This is a genomic window from Gardnerella sp. DNF00983 (assembly GCF_049244265.1).
Classification (GTDB): domain Bacteria; phylum Actinomycetota; class Actinomycetes; order Actinomycetales; family Bifidobacteriaceae; genus Bifidobacterium; species Bifidobacterium vaginale_J.
Window position 1 is genome coordinate 1168555 of the sequence record NZ_CP058392.1, and the last position, 19265, is coordinate 1187819.

At 44.2% G+C, this 19265-nt stretch carries 12 protein-coding genes and 1 tRNA gene; 7 read left to right on the top strand and 6 right to left on the bottom strand.

The annotated features are described in order from the left end of the window. Positions 1 to 68 precede the first annotated feature (68 nt). A complete protein-coding gene (locus HXT34_RS04440; RefSeq protein ID WP_421784556.1) occupies positions 69 to 3035 on the bottom strand; it encodes an ATP-dependent helicase in 2967 nt (988 codons plus the stop codon). Between the two features lie 189 nt (positions 3036 to 3224). Here HXT34_RS04440 and HXT34_RS04445 point away from each other — a divergent pair, with 189 nt between their 5' ends. The 4 genes from HXT34_RS04445 to HXT34_RS04460 all read left to right on the top strand — a co-directional run bounded on the left by HXT34_RS04445 (position 3225) and on the right by HXT34_RS04460 (position 8464). Continuing rightward, entirely contained in the window at positions 3225 to 3806 is a 582-nt protein-coding gene (locus tag HXT34_RS04445; protein WP_004110321.1) for a xanthine phosphoribosyltransferase, read from the top strand. 551 nt (positions 3807 to 4357) lie between these two features. Next, the gene (locus tag HXT34_RS04450; RefSeq protein ID WP_421784558.1) at positions 4358 to 5635 is read left to right on the top strand and encodes an acetyl-CoA C-acyltransferase; all 1278 of its coding nucleotides are present in this window, start codon (positions 4358 to 4360) and stop codon (positions 5633 to 5635) included. 107 nt (positions 5636 to 5742) lie between these two features. After that, positions 5743 to 7074 carry a hydroxymethylglutaryl-CoA reductase, degradative gene (locus HXT34_RS04455; RefSeq protein ID WP_421784560.1) on the top strand — a complete coding sequence of 444 codons (1332 nt, stop codon included), beginning with the start codon at positions 5743 to 5745 and terminating at the stop codon, positions 7072 to 7074. Between the two features lie 34 nt (positions 7075 to 7108). Then, positions 7109 to 8464 (top strand): hydroxymethylglutaryl-CoA synthase, encoded by a 1356-nt coding sequence (locus tag HXT34_RS04460; protein WP_421784562.1) that lies wholly within the window; start codon positions 7109 to 7111, stop codon positions 8462 to 8464. Between the two features lie 1119 nt (positions 8465 to 9583). Here the strand turns inward: HXT34_RS04460 and HXT34_RS04465 are convergent. Then, positions 9584 to 9668: transfer RNA gene (locus HXT34_RS04465), tRNA-Ser, on the bottom strand. A gap of 209 nt (positions 9669 to 9877) precedes the next feature. After that, complete coding sequence (serS, locus tag HXT34_RS04470) at positions 9878 to 11164, bottom strand: serine--tRNA ligase (RefSeq protein WP_415683345.1); 1287 nt, start codon at positions 11162 to 11164, stop codon at positions 9878 to 9880. A gap of 106 nt (positions 11165 to 11270) precedes the next feature. Here serS and trxA point away from each other — a divergent pair, with 106 nt between their 5' ends. The 3 genes from trxA to HXT34_RS04485 all read left to right on the top strand — a co-directional run bounded on the left by trxA (position 11271) and on the right by HXT34_RS04485 (position 14632). Beyond that, complete coding sequence (trxA, locus tag HXT34_RS04475) at positions 11271 to 11612, top strand: thioredoxin (RefSeq protein WP_415683344.1); 342 nt, start codon at positions 11271 to 11273, stop codon at positions 11610 to 11612. A gap of 182 nt (positions 11613 to 11794) precedes the next feature. Continuing rightward, entirely contained in the window at positions 11795 to 12781 is a 987-nt protein-coding gene (locus HXT34_RS04480) for a G5 domain-containing protein (protein WP_415683343.1), read from the top strand. Positions 12782 to 13036: 255 nt separating this feature from the next. Further along, the gene (locus HXT34_RS04485) at positions 13037 to 14632 is read left to right on the top strand and encodes an MDR family MFS transporter (protein WP_421784565.1); all 1596 of its coding nucleotides are present in this window, start codon (positions 13037 to 13039) and stop codon (positions 14630 to 14632) included. Positions 14633 to 14686: 54 nt separating this feature from the next. On the opposite strand, the gene HXT34_RS04490 is transcribed toward HXT34_RS04485, so the two are convergent. The 3 genes from HXT34_RS04490 to HXT34_RS04500 all read right to left on the bottom strand — a co-directional run bounded on the left by HXT34_RS04490 (position 14687) and on the right by HXT34_RS04500 (position 19260). Further along, complete coding sequence (locus HXT34_RS04490; RefSeq protein ID WP_415689191.1) at positions 14687 to 15397, bottom strand: HNH endonuclease family protein; 711 nt, start codon at positions 15395 to 15397, stop codon at positions 14687 to 14689. Positions 15398 to 15448: 51 nt separating this feature from the next. Next, positions 15449 to 18013: an ABC transporter gene (locus HXT34_RS04495; RefSeq protein WP_421784568.1), complete on the bottom strand. Its 2565-nt coding sequence runs from the start codon at positions 18011 to 18013 to the stop codon at positions 15449 to 15451. Positions 18014 to 18156: 143 nt separating this feature from the next. Continuing rightward, positions 18157 to 19260, bottom strand: coding sequence for a LacI family DNA-binding transcriptional regulator (locus HXT34_RS04500; RefSeq protein ID WP_415683339.1), 1104 nt, complete (start codon positions 19258 to 19260; stop codon positions 18157 to 18159). Between the last annotated feature and the right edge of the window lie 5 nt (positions 19261 to 19265).

Genomic DNA, 19265 nt, shown 5'->3' on the forward strand with positions numbered 1-19265 from the left:
CCCACACCCGCGAATGCCACGTCCTTGTTAAAAATTTATCTTACATTAAAGTGCATAAATATAAGATTTTACAATTTCTCGATTGGTGCAACTCTAAGCATTAGTCGCTTTACTCCATCGGAGCCGAAATCGACTGTAATAATTGAGTTTCTGCCCTTATCTTGCGTTGCTAGCACGGTTCCTAATCCGTAAGTATCGTGAGTAATTTTGTCGCCAACTTGGAAGTCTTGAATATTTAGATGATTGTCTTTATTCATAACTGAGGAAGTTGAACCAACTTTTGTTGCGCTTGTTGAAGCAGCAGATTTTGCGGTAACTTTGCGCGTTTTTACTGCACTTGACTTAGACCAATTCGATTTAGAATAAGACGAGCCGTAAGAAGAACCGTAAGAAGAGCCATAAGACTTGCTATAAGACTTTCCGTAAGAAGAACCGTAAGACTTAGAGCCATACGATTTATTTCTTCCGTAAGACTTAGAGCCATACGACTTTTCAGAACCGTAACTGCTTCCACCATAAGTTGTTTTTTCACTAAACGCATCGCTATAATCGTCATCCCAGCCGCCGAAATCACCATCGAAATCACCATCGAAATCACCACCGAAATCGCTATCGAAATCATCGCCGCGCCTAGACGAAGCGCCCCAACGCTCAACATCAGACTCTCTGCGCTTCCAATCAATCAAATTATCTGGAATCTCATCCAAAAACTGGCTTGGAAGCATATCTTGAGCCTGCCCCCATTGCGCACGAACAGCAGCACGAGTAACATACAAACGCTGCTTAGCTCGCGTAATACCAACATAAGCAAGACGACGCTCCTCGCAAAGCTCGCCATCGTCTTCCAAAGCGCGAGAATGCGGAAAAGTTCCCTGCTCCATGCCAGTTAGGAACACAACCGGATACTCCAAGCCCTTAGCCGTGTGAAGCGTCATCAACGTAACTTTACCAGTGTCCTCATTTTCATCCGGCAATTGATCCGAATCAGCCACAAGCGCCGTCGTTTCAAGGAATCCAGCAACACTAGCATCCGGCGTATTCTGCTCATACTCAGCTGCAACCGACTGCAATTGTGACAAATTATCCACGCGAGCGGCATCTTGAGGATCTTCAGAACGTTGCAAATCCTCCAGCAAACCACTGTCGTTCAGTATGCTGTCAATAACTTTAGAAGGTTTCGAGTCATTGTTTTGCATACAAGTAATTAAATTGTGTATAAGCTCGCGGAACTCTTTAAGCTTGGTTGCAGTGCGAGTTGGCATGCCTTCGATTGACTCCAAATGTTCCAAAGCTTGCCAGAAGCTAACTCCTTGTGTTTGAGCGTAAAGCGTTAGCAAAGCCTCCGCACGCGCTCCAAGCCCACGCTTAGGCACATTCAAAATTCTGCGCATATTCACATCGTCATCCGGGTTTGCCATAGATTGCAAGTATGCGAGCGCATCCTTTACTTCGCGTCGCTCGTAAAACTTTGTGCCGCCAACAAGTTGATACGGAAGACCTGCTTTAACGAGCGCATCTTCTAGCGAACGAGACTGTGCATTAGCGCGATACATAATCGCCATATCCGAATAAGCAACGCCTTCTTCACCTGCCAATCGCGCTATTTCTTGCGCAACCCAAGCTGCTTCCTGTTGAGCACTGTCTGCTGCATAACCAGTAATTGGAGCGCCTTCACCTAATGCCGTCCACAATTTTTTAGGCTTTCGTCCTTGATTATGCGAAATAACTGCGTTTGCAGCATCCAAAATAGTTTGCGTAGAGCGATAATTTTGCTCAAGCATAATAGTTGTAGCGTTTGGAAAATCTTTTTCAAAGTCTTGAATGTTGCGAATATCGGCTCCGCGGAAAGCGTAAATCGACTGGTCGGAGTCACCTACAACTGTGATTGATGCAGGAGTGCTATTTTGCTGAGATGCATTTGCGTTATTTTGTTTTACATCCACTCCTGCAAGCTCGCGAATAAGCTCGTATTGAGCGTGATTCGTATCCTGGTACTCGTCTACGAGAATATAGCGGAACTTATGGCGGTAATATTGCGCAGCTTCTGGTACTTCTCGCATGAGTTGCACAGTTCGCATAATTAAATCGTCAAAATCAACCGCATTTGCTTGATATAAACGATGCTGATATTCCGCATAAATAGTTGCGTAAACAGCTTCAGAATTGCCAGCGTGCGCAATTTGTTGACCTGCAACACCCGGCTTGTAATCGTTAGCATACATGTCTAGTTGCTCACGCCAAGTGATTAAACTATTTTTGCAATCCGAAATTTTGCCCAAAATGCTACGTGGCGTAAAACGCTTAATATCAACGTTAAGTTCTGTTGCAATAATTTTTACTAATCGCTCGCAATCGGAAGTATCGTAAATAGAAAAGCCTGATTTTAAGCCAATATACTGTCCTGATCTGCGAAGTATTTTCACACATGCAGAATGGAACGTCGAAACCCACATAGTAGTTGCTTCGCTACCAATAAGTTTGCTTAAACGTTCACGCATTTCGGCAGCGGCTTTGTTTGTAAAAGTGATAGCAAGGATTTGGCTTGGCCAGGCACCTTTTTGGCTTAATATCCAAGCTATTCTTCGCGTAAGAACTCGCGTTTTGCCGCTTCCAGCTCCTGCTCCAATAAGCAGTGCCGGTCCGTCGTATTGGACTGCTTGAGATTGTTGCGGATTTAAGCCGTCGAGTAGTTTTTGCGAGTCAACTGCAACTCTAGAATATGCGGAATTTTGGGAATATTCTTGAGATTCTTGAGATTCTTGGGATTCTTGAGGAGGCACTTCTTCTTGAGGAGGCACTTCTTCTTGATCAGACGCATATTCTTGCTGCGTAAAATCAGGCTCTTTAGCGTAAGCGTCAGCATACTCGTCGTAACTGTAGTTGGCATAATCATTCGCATCCGCAACATTCTCGTAAAAACGATCGTCAGAATCGAACGAATCAACTGGATTCCCCAACAAATCACTCACATATCCGTAATCGCTATCTTTTGCACTCATATTTGCATTCATACTTGCGCCCATACTTACGCTCATACTTGTACTCCATTAATGCTGCCAATTACCTACGTTTTAGCTTCAGCAATAAAACGCCCCCACGTTTTAATTGCGCACGTATTTAATCAGGTTTACCACATGCTGCAGTCGTTTTTACTCGTATTGTGTCACGAACTTGGGTATGCTTGAGCGTACTGCAATGTAATTGTTCGTAAGAAGGGGCACATCGTGCAAGAATTGGAAGAACGCATTCTCCAAGATGGTATCGTAAAACCAGGCAATGTATTAAAAGTAGACGCTTTTTTGAACCACCAGTGCGATGTGAATTTATTTGATCATATGGGAGCCGCTTGGGCTGAGCATTTCCGCGACGCAAATATTACTAAGATTCTTACGATTGAAGCTTCTGGTATTGGAATTGCATGTGTTGCAGCACGTCATTTTGGCGGAGTTCCTGTAGTTTTCGCAAAGAAAGCTCAGTCAATTAATCTCGATGGCGACCAATACGTATCTACGGTATTTTCTTTTACAAAGCAGCGCGAGTTTCCGGTGATTGTGTCGCGTAAGTATTTGAGTGCGGAAGATCGCGTGCTTATTTTGGATGATTTTTTGGCGAACGGCAAAGCTTTGCAAGGATTAATCGACATTTGCAATCATGCTGGAGCTAGCGTTGCCGGCATTGGAATCGCTATCGAAAAGGGCTTCCAAGGTGGTGGAGATGCGCTTCGTGAAGCAGGATATGATTTGGATTCGCTGGCGATTGTTGACGCGATGGATCCTGTTGACGGCTCAATTTCGTTCCGTAAGTAGCGCTCCGACCTGCTTTCGCGCAGCATTGCGCGCGCGAAAGCAACTCGGAGCGTGAGCTTGCTCAGGCGGAAAGTCCAGTGGACTTTCCGTGCAAGCTCAGCCGAACTGCGATTAGCCGTGATGACAGCGCTCCGCTCTTGCTTAATGTGGCGCGAGTTTCTTTACACGAGCGCAAAGTTTCTGCCGCTTGTTCGCGCACAAACGACCGTTCCTTTACAAGGCTGTAAAGTTTTGGTCGGATTAAGACGCGCAAACGACCGTTCCTTTACGCCGCTGTAAAGTCTATGCCGGATTTTGGCGCGTAGCCGACCGAAATTTTACGCGACTGTAAAGTTTTTGCCGGATTAAGGCGCGTAGGCGACAGTTTCTTTACACAGCTGTAAAGTCTATGCCGGATTCGGGAGCGCAAACTCACTGAAGTAAGTCTAATTGTGAAGGAAACGAGAAAAATTTTTCGCAAATGGTAATTTTGTCGAAAAATACGATAAAGTAGTCCGGTTGGTATACTTCAACACGTATTGCAACAAACAATTGATTAGGTGGCTAAACATATGACTGAAGTGGTGATTGCAAGCGCTGTACGTACGCCTATTGGCAAATTCGGCGGCAGCTTATCTTCGCTTTCCTCAGTTGATTTAGGAACAATCGCAGCAAAAGCAGCAATAGAACGCGCTGGAATTAGTTCACACGACGTAGATCAAGCTATTTTTGGAAACGTATTACAAGCAGGCAGCGGACAAAACGTTGCTCGCCAAATTGCGTTAAAAGCAGGCTTAGATACTTCTAGCTGCGCAATGACGATTAACGAAGTATGCGGATCCGGTTTAAAAGCAGTGCGCTTAGCACAATCCGCAATCGTTATGGGAGATGCGCAAGTTGTTGTTGCAGGCGGCACTGAAAGCATGAGCAACGTACCGTTTTACGCAACTAATTCGCGATTTAGCGGACACAAATACGGGAATTTTGCGCTTATTGACGGTTTGCAACGAGACGGCTTAAACGACGCTTTTACTGGCGACGCAATGGGCGTTACTGCAGAAAATGTTGCAGCAAAATTTGGCATTACTCGCGAAGCACAAGATATTTTTGCACTTAAATCTCACCAAAAAGCTGTTGCCGCTATTAAAAGAGGCGATTTTGCTTCTGAAATTGTGCCGGTAACGCTTGCAAACGGAACTGTTATAACTCGCGACGAGCATCCTCGCGAAGATACATCCTTAGAGCAGTTGTCGAAATTGCGCACGCTTTTTAAAGCGTCTGGAGAAACTGCGGACGCGACTTGCGAAGTTGGCGAGAACGAAATTGGCGAGAACGAAGTTTGCAAGCACGAAGTTTGCAAGCACGAATCGACTGTAACTGCCGGAAACGCAAGCGGAATTAACGACGGAGCTGCAGCTCTAGTGCTTATGAGCAAAGATTACGCGCAAGCGCACGGAATTGAATATCTTGCGCAAATTGTGGGATTCGCAGAAGGCGGAATCGACCCAGATTTAATGGGATACGCTCCAAAGCATGTGATGGAACGCATGTTAAATGCGACCGGCAGCAACGTTGACGACATTGACTTATTCGAAATAAACGAAGCGTTTGCAGCGCAAAGCATTGCTGTTTCGGAGCAACTTCATATTGACGAGTCAAAGCTGAATGTGAGAGGTGGGGCGATTGCGCTCGGTCATCCGCTTGGCGCTAGCGGAGCTAGGATTTTGACGACGCTTATATACGCTTTGCGAGATAGCAATAAGTTAAATGGAGTTGCTGCGCTGTGCGTTGGCGGCGGAATCGGCGTTGCGATGCAGGTTAGAATGCGAAGCGATCAAGCCAGAATCTAAAACTACAAAGTCAGAATGCAAACAACCAAGTCAGAATGCAAAGCGATCAAGTTAGAATGCGAAGCGATCAGAAGCATTCGTAGTCTACAAATCATGAGGTGATTTCGATGACTGCTTTTCGTGAATTAAGCGTGGAAAATCGCATAAAAACCTTGCAAAATGAGGGCGCAATTAACGAGGCTGAAGCGGCATTTTTGCTTAAACAGTTTGCGGAAAGTTCTGATACTACAATTCCTGCAGACGTTGCAAATCATATGATTGAGCATCAAATTGGAAAGTATACGCTGCCGGTTGGCGTTGTGCGTGGGCTGATTGTAAACGGCGAAGTGCGTGACGTGCTGGTTGCAACTGAGGAGCCATCCGTGATTGCTGCTGCGTGCAATGGAGCAAGGATTGCTGCAACAAGCACTGAAGGCTGCATTGTAGCAAACTCGCCACAATACGTGACTACAGCGCAAATAGCTTTTGAGGACGCTGACGGGAGCGTGGCGGCGCGCTTGCACGAGATTGTTGAGAATTGTGCAAAGGTTGCAGAGCTGTTGCGCATTGCAAACGAGTCACACCCATCAATGAGTAAAAGGGGTGGCGGCGCGCGAAAATGCCGCGATTCAGCTTTGCACGGCTTCGCAAAGCTCGAGATTGACGTAGACACATGCGACGCAATGGGCGCAAACACAGTGAACACTATGGGCGAAGCCGTCAAAGCCCAGCTGGAGAGCTGGCTCGGCGTGCAGGCGCTGGTTGCAATACTCACAAACACCAGCCGCGTTGCCACCACAGCAGAAGTGCATATACCGGTTGAAGCACTGGCATCCAGGCGGCTGGAAGACTCTGAGCGAGAGCGCGAGGGAAAGCGCCTTGCGCGCCGAATCGCGGCATTGAGCGCGCTTGCCGCCAGCGACCCTGCGCGCGCCGCCACGCACAACAAAGGAATCCTAAACGGAATCGCAGGAGCCGCGCTCGCGTCCGGAAATGATACGCGAGCGCTAGAATCGGCAGCACACGCGTGGGCGGCGCGCTCCGGTCGCTACCTACCACTGTCAAAGTGGAACACCGAAACTTTAAACGGAAAGACCATACTCCACGGCAGTATTGAAATTCCGCTACAAATCGGCATTGTTGGCGGCTCAATCTCATCGCTTCCAATGGCAAAACTCGCAATCAAAATCGGCAAATACAAACACGCAAACGACTTTAGAAATACGCTTGCAGCTCTCGGTTTGGTGCAAAATCTTGCGGCTCTTCGCGCACTAGCAGGCCCTGGAATTCAAGCAGGTCACATGGCATTGCAGTCTTCAAACCTGGCAATTGCAGCAGGTGCCAAAGGTGCAGAAATCGCGGAAATCGCGCATAATATTTTGCAACTTAGCCCTGCAGAAAGAACTACAGAAAAAGTTACGCAATTACTTCAAAAGTTACGAGAATCAAGTAAAAATTAAGAAAAATTAAGAAAATTTAGGGGTTTTAGGACAAATGAACACACAAAATACCGAAACATCAGCAGCTGCAACAGCCACAACCAACGCAACATCAATAACCGCAACCAACGCAACCACAACCTCCGCAACCACTCCCCTTGCCGTCGGCATCGACCGCATCTCCTTCGCAACACCGCACTATTACCTAAACCTCGAAGAACTGGCTGAACACCGCGGAATCGACCCTAACAAATTCACAATCGGAATCGGTCAAAGCGAACAATCTGTGCCACCAAATCACCAAGACATCGTCACTCTCGCCGCACAAGCTGCGCTCCCACTGCTACCACACATCGATAGCAATCGCCTCAAAATGCTAATCGTCGGCACAGAAAGCGGCGTCGACGCAAGTAAATCGAGCGCTCTATACGTTCAAAATCTGCTAAAACTCACGCCGTGGGTGCGCTCTATTGAAGTAAAAGAAGCTTGTTACGGAGGCACCGCGGCTTTGATGATGGCATGTGACTACGTGCGCGCGCACGCCGAAAAAAATCCGCAAGTGCTTGTGATTGCAGCCGATATTGCGCGCTACGGTCTTGCAACTCCTGGCGAAGTAACGCAGGGAGCAGGTGCTGTGGCAATGCTTGTGAGCGCGAATCCGCACGTTCTCGAAATTAACGACGATAGCGTTGTTAAATCCGCTGATATTCAGGACTTTTGGCGACCTGTTTACCAGGACACTGCGCTCGCTCGCGGCAAGTTTTCGACTGAGCAGTACATACAATTTTTCTGCGACGTGTGGCAAAAGTATTGTGCGCAAAACGGTTGTAATTTCAACGATTTTGCCGGATTATGCTTCCATTTGCCGTATACGAAAATGGGTTTGAAGGCGCTTAAGGCTGCGATGGATTCTTGCGCTAATTCTTGCGCTGATTCTTACGATAATTCTTGCGATAATAGCAACCTAAGCGAGTCGTCGCGCAATCGCTTACTTTCGCGCTACGAAACCAGCACGAAGTACAGCCGTCGCGTAGGAAACATCTATACGGGTTCCCTGTATTTGGGATTGCTGTCTTTACTTGAGTTAGACGAATTTACTTGCGAAAATAGTGATCTTACTGCACTTAAAAGCGGCGATAAGATTGGGCTATTTTCTTACGGTTCCGGCGCTGTTGGTGAATTTTTCAGCGGCACGATTGCGCCAGGATTTAGAGATGCGCTGTTTGCGCGCGAGCATGCGGATATGCTCGATTCGCGTGTGCGTTTAAGCGTTGCTGATTACGAGGAGATGTTTGAAAGCGTTGCGCCTTACGCTCCGGAAGATTTCGAAAGCAGCACGTCTTGCCGCGAAGGTGCGAACTTCTTCCTTGACGCAATCACTTCTCAAGAGCGTCATTATTCCGCGCGCTAAAGTCGAGCGAGCGCACGTTTTGATCGGATTCTCGCTCGCAACCGACTTTTCCTTTACACGCACGTAAAGTTTCTGCCGCTTTATCGCCTTAATCCGACCAAAACTTTACACCGCTGTAAACTTTCTGCCGCAATCCCACGCGCATCCGACCGTTTCTTTACACCGCTGTAAACTTTCTGCCGTTTTATCGCGCGCAAACGACTTTTCCTTTACACCGCTGTAAACTTTCTGCCGCTATTCCGTACACAACCGACCGTTCCTTTACACCGCAGTAAAGTTTCTGCCGCTATTTCGCGCGTAGCCGACCCTTCCTTTACACCGCTGTAAACTTTCTGCCGCCTTATCGCCTTAATCCGACCAAAACTTTACACCGCTGTAAACTTTCTGCCGCTTCTTCCGATTCCGCACTCTAAAAACCGTCGGAACAATCCCCTGCAAATGTTTCTGTAGCTTTGCACCATTGCTTTGCAAACGCTGCGTCAGAAGCTTTGCACCATTGCTTTGCTAACGTCGATTATTTATTGCTTAGTGAACTTTAACAGTATTGCTCTGCAGACGTTGAGTATTTATTGCCTAGAGAACGCTAACGTCATTGCTGCTGCACACACCACACCAAGCACACCTACCACACCACAAAACAACGGTGGTGAATTTACGAGTGGGAGATAGGAATTGTTTGGTCGGAACAAATATTCGTGTGGTAGAGATTTGAGATTTTTCGCACAGAGCGCGGCGAACGTCAGAGCCGCAGGCTGCTGATTCGCCAAGCGAAGAAGAAAAATCGAAAAATCTCTGCGATAAAACGAGGTTATTAAAGATTAAACACGCAGAGTTTGGGGAATTTCTTTACGAGCACTAAAAGAGGACTGAGGAAGCAACATTCCTTAAGAACAAAGCAGACAACAAAACCTCTAACAGCCAAAGCGACGAAGGACGGGACGTGCGAGGAAAGAAATCCCCCAAAACTCGCGCCACAGATAAAAGTAATTCCTATCTCACACAGCCACTCCAGAAATCCGCCAGCCAAAAACCAGTCCCCAAAACTCGCGCCACACCAAGAAAGCTCGGCAGAATAAAAAAGCTTCAAGCGCGAAATGCAGCTTGAAGCTTATTATTCTGCGGATGAGGCGAGATTCGAACTCGCGGTAGGTTTCCCTACAACGGTTTTCAAGACCGTCTCCTTAGACCGCTCGGACACCCATCCATTTGTGCACGAAAGCAATCAAATTGCCGCTTTCAACGCACAAGTGGTAAGCATATCATCACGTATAGAACGCAACACACAAACGCAACACTCAACACCCAGATTCAAAAAGCTTATCAACTAAAAACAAAGCCCAGGCAATTTCCCGGGCTTTGTAGTTAATTAAACGGTTTTTTTGAAACAAACGCCGTGTTTATGAACGAGCAAACTCACGCTTCCCACTTAGTAGGCTCAATGACTTCCTTGCCACCCATATAAGCCTGCATAGCCTTTGGAATATCAATCGAACCATCTTCATGCTGATGATTTTCCAAAATAGCTACAAGCCAGCGAGTAGTAGCCAAAGTGCCGTTAAGCGTACTAACTGGGCGAGTTCCACCATCTTCCATACGTTCGCGCACATTCAAGCGACGAGCCTGATACTCAGTGCAGTTAGAAGTAGAAGTAAGCTCACGGTAACGACCCTGAGTTGGAACCCAAGCTTCGCAATCAAACTTACGAGCTGCAGAAGAACCAAGGTCACCAGCAGCAGTATCAATAATGCGGTAAGGCACTTCCACCTTAGAAAGCATTTCCTGCTCCATACCGAGCAACTTTTGATGCTCAGCGCGAGAATCTTCCTGCTTGCAATAAACGAACATCTCAACCTTATCGAACTGATGCACGCGAATAATACCGGAAGTATCCTTTCCAGCAGCGCCAGCCTCACGACGGTAGCAGCTCGACCAACCGCAATAACGCAAAGCACCATTGCTTAAGTCAAGAATCTCATCCTCGTGCATGCCAGCCAAAGCAACCTCGGAAGTACCAACCAAATACTGATCATCTGGTTCGCGCAAACGGTAAATCTCGTCCGCATGAGAATTCAAGAAGCCAGTTCCGCGCATTACTTCTGGGCGCACAAGCGTTGGCGTAATCGCAAGCGTAAAACCGTGCTCTTCAGCTTGATCGACAGCCATAGTAAGCATTGCGATTTGCAAGCGAGCCACAGCACCACGCAAGAAGTAGAAGCGAGAGCCTGCAACCTTCACGCCGCGACGCATATCAATTCCAGCAACGCCAGTTCCAAGAGTCAAATGATCCTTTGGTTCGAAACCTTCTGCTGCAAAATCGCGAGGCGTACCAACCTTCTTAACTACAACGTAGTCGTCTTCTCCGCCTTCTGGAGCTTCATCTTCAACGATGTTAGAAAGCTTCCACATTGCTGTAGTGTAGTCAGCAGTTGCTTTTTCGGATTCAGCTTTGTATTCCGCAACCTTCGAAGCTAATTCTTTAGTTTCGGCAATAAGCGCAGCCTTTTCCTCCGCGCTAGCTGTTGCAACCTTCTTACCAATAGCTTTTTGCTCAGCGCGAGCCTCTTCAAAAGCCTTAAGAGCATTACGGCGCAAGTCATCGTTGCGCAATACTTCATCGACGAGCTCAACGGATTCACCACGCTTGCGCTGCGATTCCTTAACTACGTCGGCATGTTCACGAATAAATTGGATATCAAGCATGACTCCTAGCCTAGTGCCGCAAGACGACAGATAAGCGCACTATTGGCAACTTTATGCAAGGCGACACATATAATAGAGCAAATACGCAAAATATTGAGGGGGTAATATGGCAGCAATACATGCTACTACAGAAAATTTTGAGAAAATTGCTTCGACAAATGAAATAGTTGTTGTTGATTTTTGGGCAACTTGGTGCGGCCCATGCAGGTCTTTCGGTCCTATTTTTGAGAAGGTCAGCGAAAAATATCCCGAAATTCCTTTCGTAAAAGTTGATATTGACAAAAGCAACGAGATTGCTGAAGCTGCTCAGATCCAAGCTGTTCCAACAGTAATGGTTATTAAACGCGGCGAAGTTATTTATAGACAAGCTGGAGCATTACTAGCTTCTGATTTGGAAGATTTAGTTGAACAAGCTAAATCTTACGAATCTGATGATTCTGAATCCTGATTTATGGACTATGCCATGAGATATAATATGTGAGGTTTTGCATATACGTTTTGCGCATACGTTTTAACGCGCGTTTCTAATGTTTTATTAGTTTACGTTGCTAGCGTGCGCAAGTACAAAGCGTTCGCAAGCACAAAGCGTTTGCAAACACAAGAGGAGTAATTGCAGAAATAAGGAGGGTTATGGCCAGTCACCGTAAGCATACTGTTACGCTTGGTTCACTCAGTTTACGACAGTGGGCTAGAGTTAGCGCTGTTATTTTAGGCTTCATTGCTTTGGTGATACTTGGTTTTGCCTCGCGAGATTTTTACGCTTCGTCTAAAGGTCACGCTGTTCAGGTTACTTCTTATTCGGCAACCGATTCTTCGCAAGTTTCTCGTAGTGCTAGCCGTCGCATGTTGCATGACGGCGCAACTTCATACGTTAACGTTGTTATAAATGGTCACCATCGTACTATTTTGGGCAATAATTTCACTGACGTAAAATCCGTTCTCGATGCCGGAGATATCACTCTTGAGCCACACGATGTTGTTACTCCATCTCTTACAACTAAAGTTAGCGAGTCAACTGTTATTACGATTAATCGTGCAGGCGCAAAATTAGAAAATTCCGACGACCCAATCGCGTTTAACGTCGTTAAAAAGGAAACTGCTGCACTTCCAAAAGGTACTGAGAAGGTACAGAGTGAAGGCGCTAACGGCGTAATGGAAACGGCAAAAATAGTTACTCGAGCTAAAGGAAAAATAGTTTCTTCTAATATTTTTGCTTCTTATGTTAAAAAAGCTCCAAAAGATAAGGTTATTCTTGTTGGAACTGGCGGCTCTTCCGCAGGACTTGGCTTAGCTGCTTCTATCGGCACGACTGTTCCTGCTGGCGAGATGCAACAATGGGCTCACGATTGGCTTATTTCTAACGGTTATAGTGAAGCTGATTTTACTGCAACAGTATTTATTATTTCGCATGAATCTGGTTGGCGCGTAAACGCAATGAATCCTTCTGGAGCTTACGGTTTGCCTCAAGCTTTGCCAGGCTCAAAGATGGTTTCTGCCGGAGCCGATTGGGCAACTAACTATCAAACTCAGCTCCGCTGGTTCTGGAATTATTGCAATGGTCGTTATGGCTCCATTCAAGGCGCTTACAATCATTGGCTTTCCTACCACAGCTACTGATTAGAATCAGTCTAAATATCATTGTTTTGCGCAAAATAAATTTTTAAATAACGTTTGTTTTGCGTAAATTAAGTTTTACAATTTTTCGTTGTAATAAATAATAGATTCGTTGATATAGATAAGAGAATAGACTTAAGTCGATTGACTTTTGTCACCTACGCTTAAAAATAAGCTTAAAAAATACGCTAAAAAAGAAAATACGCTAAAGATACGTTTAAAAATACGTTTAAGAACAAAAAAGGATGTTTTATTTTGATGCACTCAACATGGCTGTCTCATAAAAGCCAAAATCTCAGCCATGCGCTAACAGGCGAAGAAGCATACAATAACAATCGTCTTACACGTCCTGCTTTAATTTCTCTTGCTATTCTTACGTTTATTACATTTATTGGCAATTTCGCACAATTACAACTTACTGCAGCATTGCCAACAATAGTTCAAGAATTTGGCATAAGCGTCACAACTGGTCAGTGGCTTACTTCTATTTTCCAGCTGATTATGGCAATTATGGTTCCACTTACAGCATTTTTAACAAGACGCTTTTCTACTCGCCAAATTGTTATCACTTCCATGTCGCTTTTTACTTTTGGCTCCGTACTTGCATGGCTTAGTAGCGACTTTATGATGGCACTTGTTGGCAGAACTCTTGAAGCTATTGGCACTGGCGTAATGTGGCCTGTTTTACAAATTACCGTATTCTCCGTCTACCCTGTTACTCGCAGAGGTATGGCAATGGGAAGCGTTGGCATGGCTATGAGTATTGCTCCAGCAATCGGTCCTACTATTGGCGGTTTGCAAACTGATATTAACGGATGGCGTTCTATTTTCTGCTCTCTTACTATTATCGGAGCAATATCCGTCGTTTTGGCAGTATTTTTCTTGCATAATTTTGGAGAACACGATCCAAACGCGCACGCTGACTTCTTCTCGGTTGGCCTTTCGGTTATCGGCTTCGGCGGACTCATGTTTGGATTTACTAATATTGAAGGATGCGGAATTTCCCACCCATTATCTTGGGCTCCTATGATTATTGGCGCTTTTGGAATTGCTTGGTTTGTTATAAGGCAGTTGCGAGCGCAAAAGCGCGGTCACACTCCTCTTCTTGGTCTTAATGTGCTTAAAAACCGCTACTTTATGGTGGGCACTATTTGCGCTTGCCTTACATTTTTTGCTTTCAGCTCAATTATGGTGCTTATTCCGCTTTATATTCAGTCGGATCGTGGTTTTTCGGCAACTATGAGCGGCTTAATTCTGCTTCCTGGAGCGTTCGGCATGGCGATTTCGCAATATTTTGGCGGTCGTATGCTAGATCGCTTTGGAGTGCGCCCAGTTGCTATGGCAGGCTCTATTATTCTGTTTTTTGGCACTGTAATGATGAGTCTTATTGATATGGATACGTGGATTTGGTGGATTTCCATTTGGCAGTTTACTCGTCAAATTGGCATGGGATTCTTGCTTATGCCAATAACTACGTGGTCGCTTAATTGTTTGAGTAAGGAAGAGCTTGGCGACGGTTCGGCTGTAACTAATACTATGCGTCAGCTTTGGGGCGCTATTGGAGCACCTGTTTTAGTAGTTACAATGACAGTATTGACAACTCTTCACCATTCTGGCACAGGTCACGCTGCCGATGTTGCTGCTAGTATTTTCGGAGTTCAATGGACTTTGCGCATTAGTGCTATTATTACAGGAATTATGGCTCTTATCGTTATTTTTGGAGTCAAGGGCGAAGGCACGGGTTCTGCTCACAATCTTGCGCGTAGAGCTATCGATCGCATGCGCGTATTGCATATTCCTCATTCAGCAGAGCATCACGACGTAATGCACGATCACACTCATAATCATTACTAAACGCTTACTAAAGCTTACTAAGTCTCTTCACGAATACTAAGTTGAGTGAAATCTTTACTTTGGTAATTTTTGTGCAGAACAGTTATGCAATACGCTTTGCATACTCTGCTTTTCTTCGCGAGTTACAGTTAAACCATATTTATATTTAACAGCTATTTGCCTAGCAACATATTCGCACCTAAAGGTTTTGTTTGAAGGAAGCCAGTAAGCTGCGGACGCGGAACCTTTTTCTTGATTAGCAGCTCCTTCAACCGCAAGTAGATTCATCATATCGTTGCCAAATTTTAATCGTTTTGCACGATTCCATTTCCATGCTCCAGATTCCCACGCATTTTGTAATGCAACAACATGATCTATTTGAATTAAGGCACTAGTTTTTCGCCCACGCACGAAGTTTATATCTTTGCCAGTATACGGATCATGCAGCAAACCAGAACGCACTTGGCAGGATCCTGCGTACTTGTATTTCACATTTTGCAAATCACGCGTTAAAACGTCTTCCCTAACGTCACATCCGTTACCGTCATCGTCAGTAGTACGATATCCGAATACTTGACGCTCGTACCCGTAACGATAAGGCTTAGATATACGCAATTTTTTCAATGCTTGCGCAGCTTCTCCGCTTGCTTCATATTCTCCTGTAATCTTCCCAACGCTACTGTTTATTTTAGGAAGCAACAGACCAATAACAATCCCACATAAAACAGCAAACAACAGCATCCAAAACAGCGCAAGAAGCTGCCTCTTGTTAAAACGCTTACGCATGTTCAGTCCCCCAACCTAACTTATGCATATTCTATATTTTTAAATTTAATATTAGTTACTGCTTTTAACTCTCATGACAGACGGTATTCTTTGTAAAACAACATCTACAACTTGCTGAATCATAATTACAAGCAAAACCATTGCCATAACAGCATAAACCGTGCTCCATGCTGGAATATTAGCTGGAACTGGATGGATAGTGTGAGAAACCACTAGTGCTGCTACAGAAATGCTAATTAACGATATAGCAAGAACAAGTGCCGACATGCCTCCACTTTTACGAGCCAAACGCATTCTTTGTTGAGAAACTTTATGCATTGAAGAAACCATTCGATTAACGCAATGCTCACCTTGCCTAAATGCAAGTACTTCATCGATACCAAGCTCAATATCACTTACTTCATTCTCAACTTCATGTTGTTCAATGCGCACTTTATTTGCAATATGCTTGGAGCGTATAAGTAAGTATCGAGGAACAATAAACATAATAAATACGCACGAAGCAATAGCTACATAAGACAAATTCGCATTGAAATAGTACAAAACAACCATAAGAGGCACAACAGCAAATATCATTCCAACATTCATGCTGATATGCGCTTTATGCCAACGTTCGTGATGCATATCTATACCTGCAAATGTTGTAACAAGAGTTAATGCACGAACTGCCATACAAGCAACAGCAACAATCACACACTGTTGCATTACAAAACCAAATATTGGACGTCCTGCAACAGCAAACATTGCCGAAACAATAGCCACAGGAATACATACTGCAGAAACAAGATTGAGAGCAGTACTAAACATTGATATAAAAGCAAAAATAGCACGTTTGAACTTTGAGACTGTTCGCACTTCATAAGTGTAAGCAATACTTGCAATAGAAGAAATATGCTTGTTTTTATTAGAATCTTGCTGAGCTTGCTCAACGTCTTGCGAGTTTTGCGAGTTTTGTGAGTTTTGCGATTCGTTTAATTGATTTAGTTGCGTAATATTTTTAGAACTATCATTAGCAACATGACGATACGATTCTACAGTTGCTATTTCGTCATTTGAGCTAATGCCAGCATCATTTGGCATTAAAACTATTACATTCGCATAACGCGCTATGCGACGCAATATTTTAACAATTTCTTCAGCTTCATGATTGCTAATATCGCATTGAGAATAATCAAAAACGTATACTCTAGTATGTCTTAAAATTGCTCTAGCAAGAATAATGCGACGCTTTAAATCTTCAGGATTATAGGATGCTTCAGGATTATTAAGAAGCCTATCTATAGGCATATCTAGACCGTCGTAATCTGCATAAACAACACCATCTATTCGCACAGCTCGCAATGCATCCCACATTGCAGTAGTCGTAGCTGTTGGAGCAGCCAAAAGTAAGTTTTCTCGCAATGTTGTGGAAAATAGATGACTTCGCTCGCTAACTATAGTAACAATATCTGCTAAAGCTGCAGAACTTGCATCATTCAACAACAAGTAAGATGCACTATCGTTTGCGTCAAATACTTCAGAAACTACAAATGGAGAAACGTCATCTTCATGAATATCATAACGGTCGCTATAAGAAAGCAATATGTCAGCAGATTTGTTAAAACCTGTTCCAGAAAGTATTTTCTCACGCATAACATGATGATATTTACTTGGAATAACTTGCAATTCACCAGATTTTGCAATTATCGATAAACGCTGAGCTTCATTAGTATTCGCATTATTTTCCGAAATATTGCATCGCATACGCAAAGCGACATTGGTGGAACCATCAGGCAAAGATAGTGTTGAACCATCGTCACTAAATGCTATTGGAGCAGGAGAATCAGTAACCATTTTCAGCAATGCTTCAACATGATCCAAACCAGTAACAGCATGTTTAACTACATGCATATTCTTACCAACAATTCTCAATGGTTGGACGCTTAACATTAACAAAGGCATTGTTAACAGGGCTGCAGCAAGACCTACACCTTTAACAGAAGATAACCAAACAGTTGCAACAATTGCGAGTCCAGCAACAACATATGCAAATAATGCACTTACGCAACGCCACGATACTGGGCTTAGTGCCAACGAGAATATAAGAGAAGCAACATTAAACAATGCAGCTAATGCGCAAATTCCAGCTATAGCAGGGTTAACTGTAAATAATACTGCAGAAACAACTACAGGAACAGGAATAGCTGCAATAATTTGTGGAACTAAAGAAGCAACAAAACTTTGTATTGCAAAAATATCTTCATTTACGTGCAAAGAAGTAACGTAATTAGAATCTTCAACATCCACAGAGCGTAGAGATAACATTGCGTGCAACATTTTAGGACGCAAACGCATAGCTATTCGCGACTCAATTTCTGCACAAACTGTACACGACCAGTAAAAAACTGCGTATTTCAGCAAAATAATAGCAACTAAAGCAATAATGTAAGACGTAAATTCAACAGAACTCATTAAAGAAGTTCCAGTAGAACGAACAGGTCTTAACACTGGAGACAACATCCCAACGCAAACGTAGACAAAAGCTATATTTACAAGATAAGAAATCGCAAGACACGCCGACCTTAAAACAACTAGATGCTTAATTCCTGGCACGAACGCAAAGCAGCGATTTATCATCTCCCGATCCTTTTCTTTATTCCATATTTATTCAAAACCAACACACTCCCAACTGATGTTAAGATTACGCTTCACACACACCATCAACACGCCGGCATCCGCGTAATTATGCTGATTTTAAGCCATTTTGCCGCAGCGCAAAATTATCTCAATACTGCACCAATAGAAGAGCGCAATTTTAAGCTAGCAGGTATTTGACCAACTCCATGAGACATATCTGGGAATGCTGGCTCAGGCCCATGATTCATCAATCTCAAAGCTTCACGCACTGCCAACGACCCTAATTGTTGCATATCGAGACTCACAGTTGTAAGAGGTGGGAAAAAATCACTTATTGCCGGAATATCACCGAAACCAACAACACTAATATCACTTGGAATTTTCAAACCATGCTCATACAAGGAACGCACAACTCCTACTGCCTGCTCATCGCTTGAAGCAACAATAACAGTCGGCAAAGCAATTCCATCTATGCCAAATTTCTCAATCATATGATTCATTCGCGCGTAGCTTTCAGAAGACTTCCATGAAGTACATTGCACAATATGCGAATGAATACCTTGAGCAGTTGAAAGTGAACGCCATGCAATTAGTCGCGTTGCAGCACCTCTCCATTGCGAAGGACCTGCTATATAAATTGCATTTCGGTGTCCGTAATGTGCAATAAGTGACACAATATCGTTCATTGCGCGTGATTGATTAATACCAATCATTGAATACTCAACGTTGCTGTGAGAACGCAACATATTCATGCCTTCATGCGCGCTTATTGCACCATGAGTAGAAGTAATGCATACGCACGGCTTAAGAATACGCGTACGACACAGTGACGTAAATATTGCGTCTGTTGGAGCGTCAATTATTAATCCGTCGACATTTTGCTCTTCAAAGCTCTCACATAAATCTTGAATATCACTTTGTTCACATAATGTTTCGTTAACCATGCTAACAGAAAGAAAAAGACCGCGAGATTTTGCTTGCGCTTCTATAGGAGCAATAATATTTCGAGATGTTCTATTTTCTGCACCAACAATAAGCCCTAAAGTACGCGATTTCTTAGTCGCTAATGCGCGCGCTGAATTACTCGGATAATACCCAAGTTGCTCAATAACTCGCAGGACTTTAATTCGCGTGTTAGCAGAAACATCAGGAGAATTATTAATAACGCGAGAAACAGTTTGATGACTTACGCCAGCAGCGTGCGCAACATCGATCATTGACACGCGTTTTGCTTCATTTTTTGCCATATATA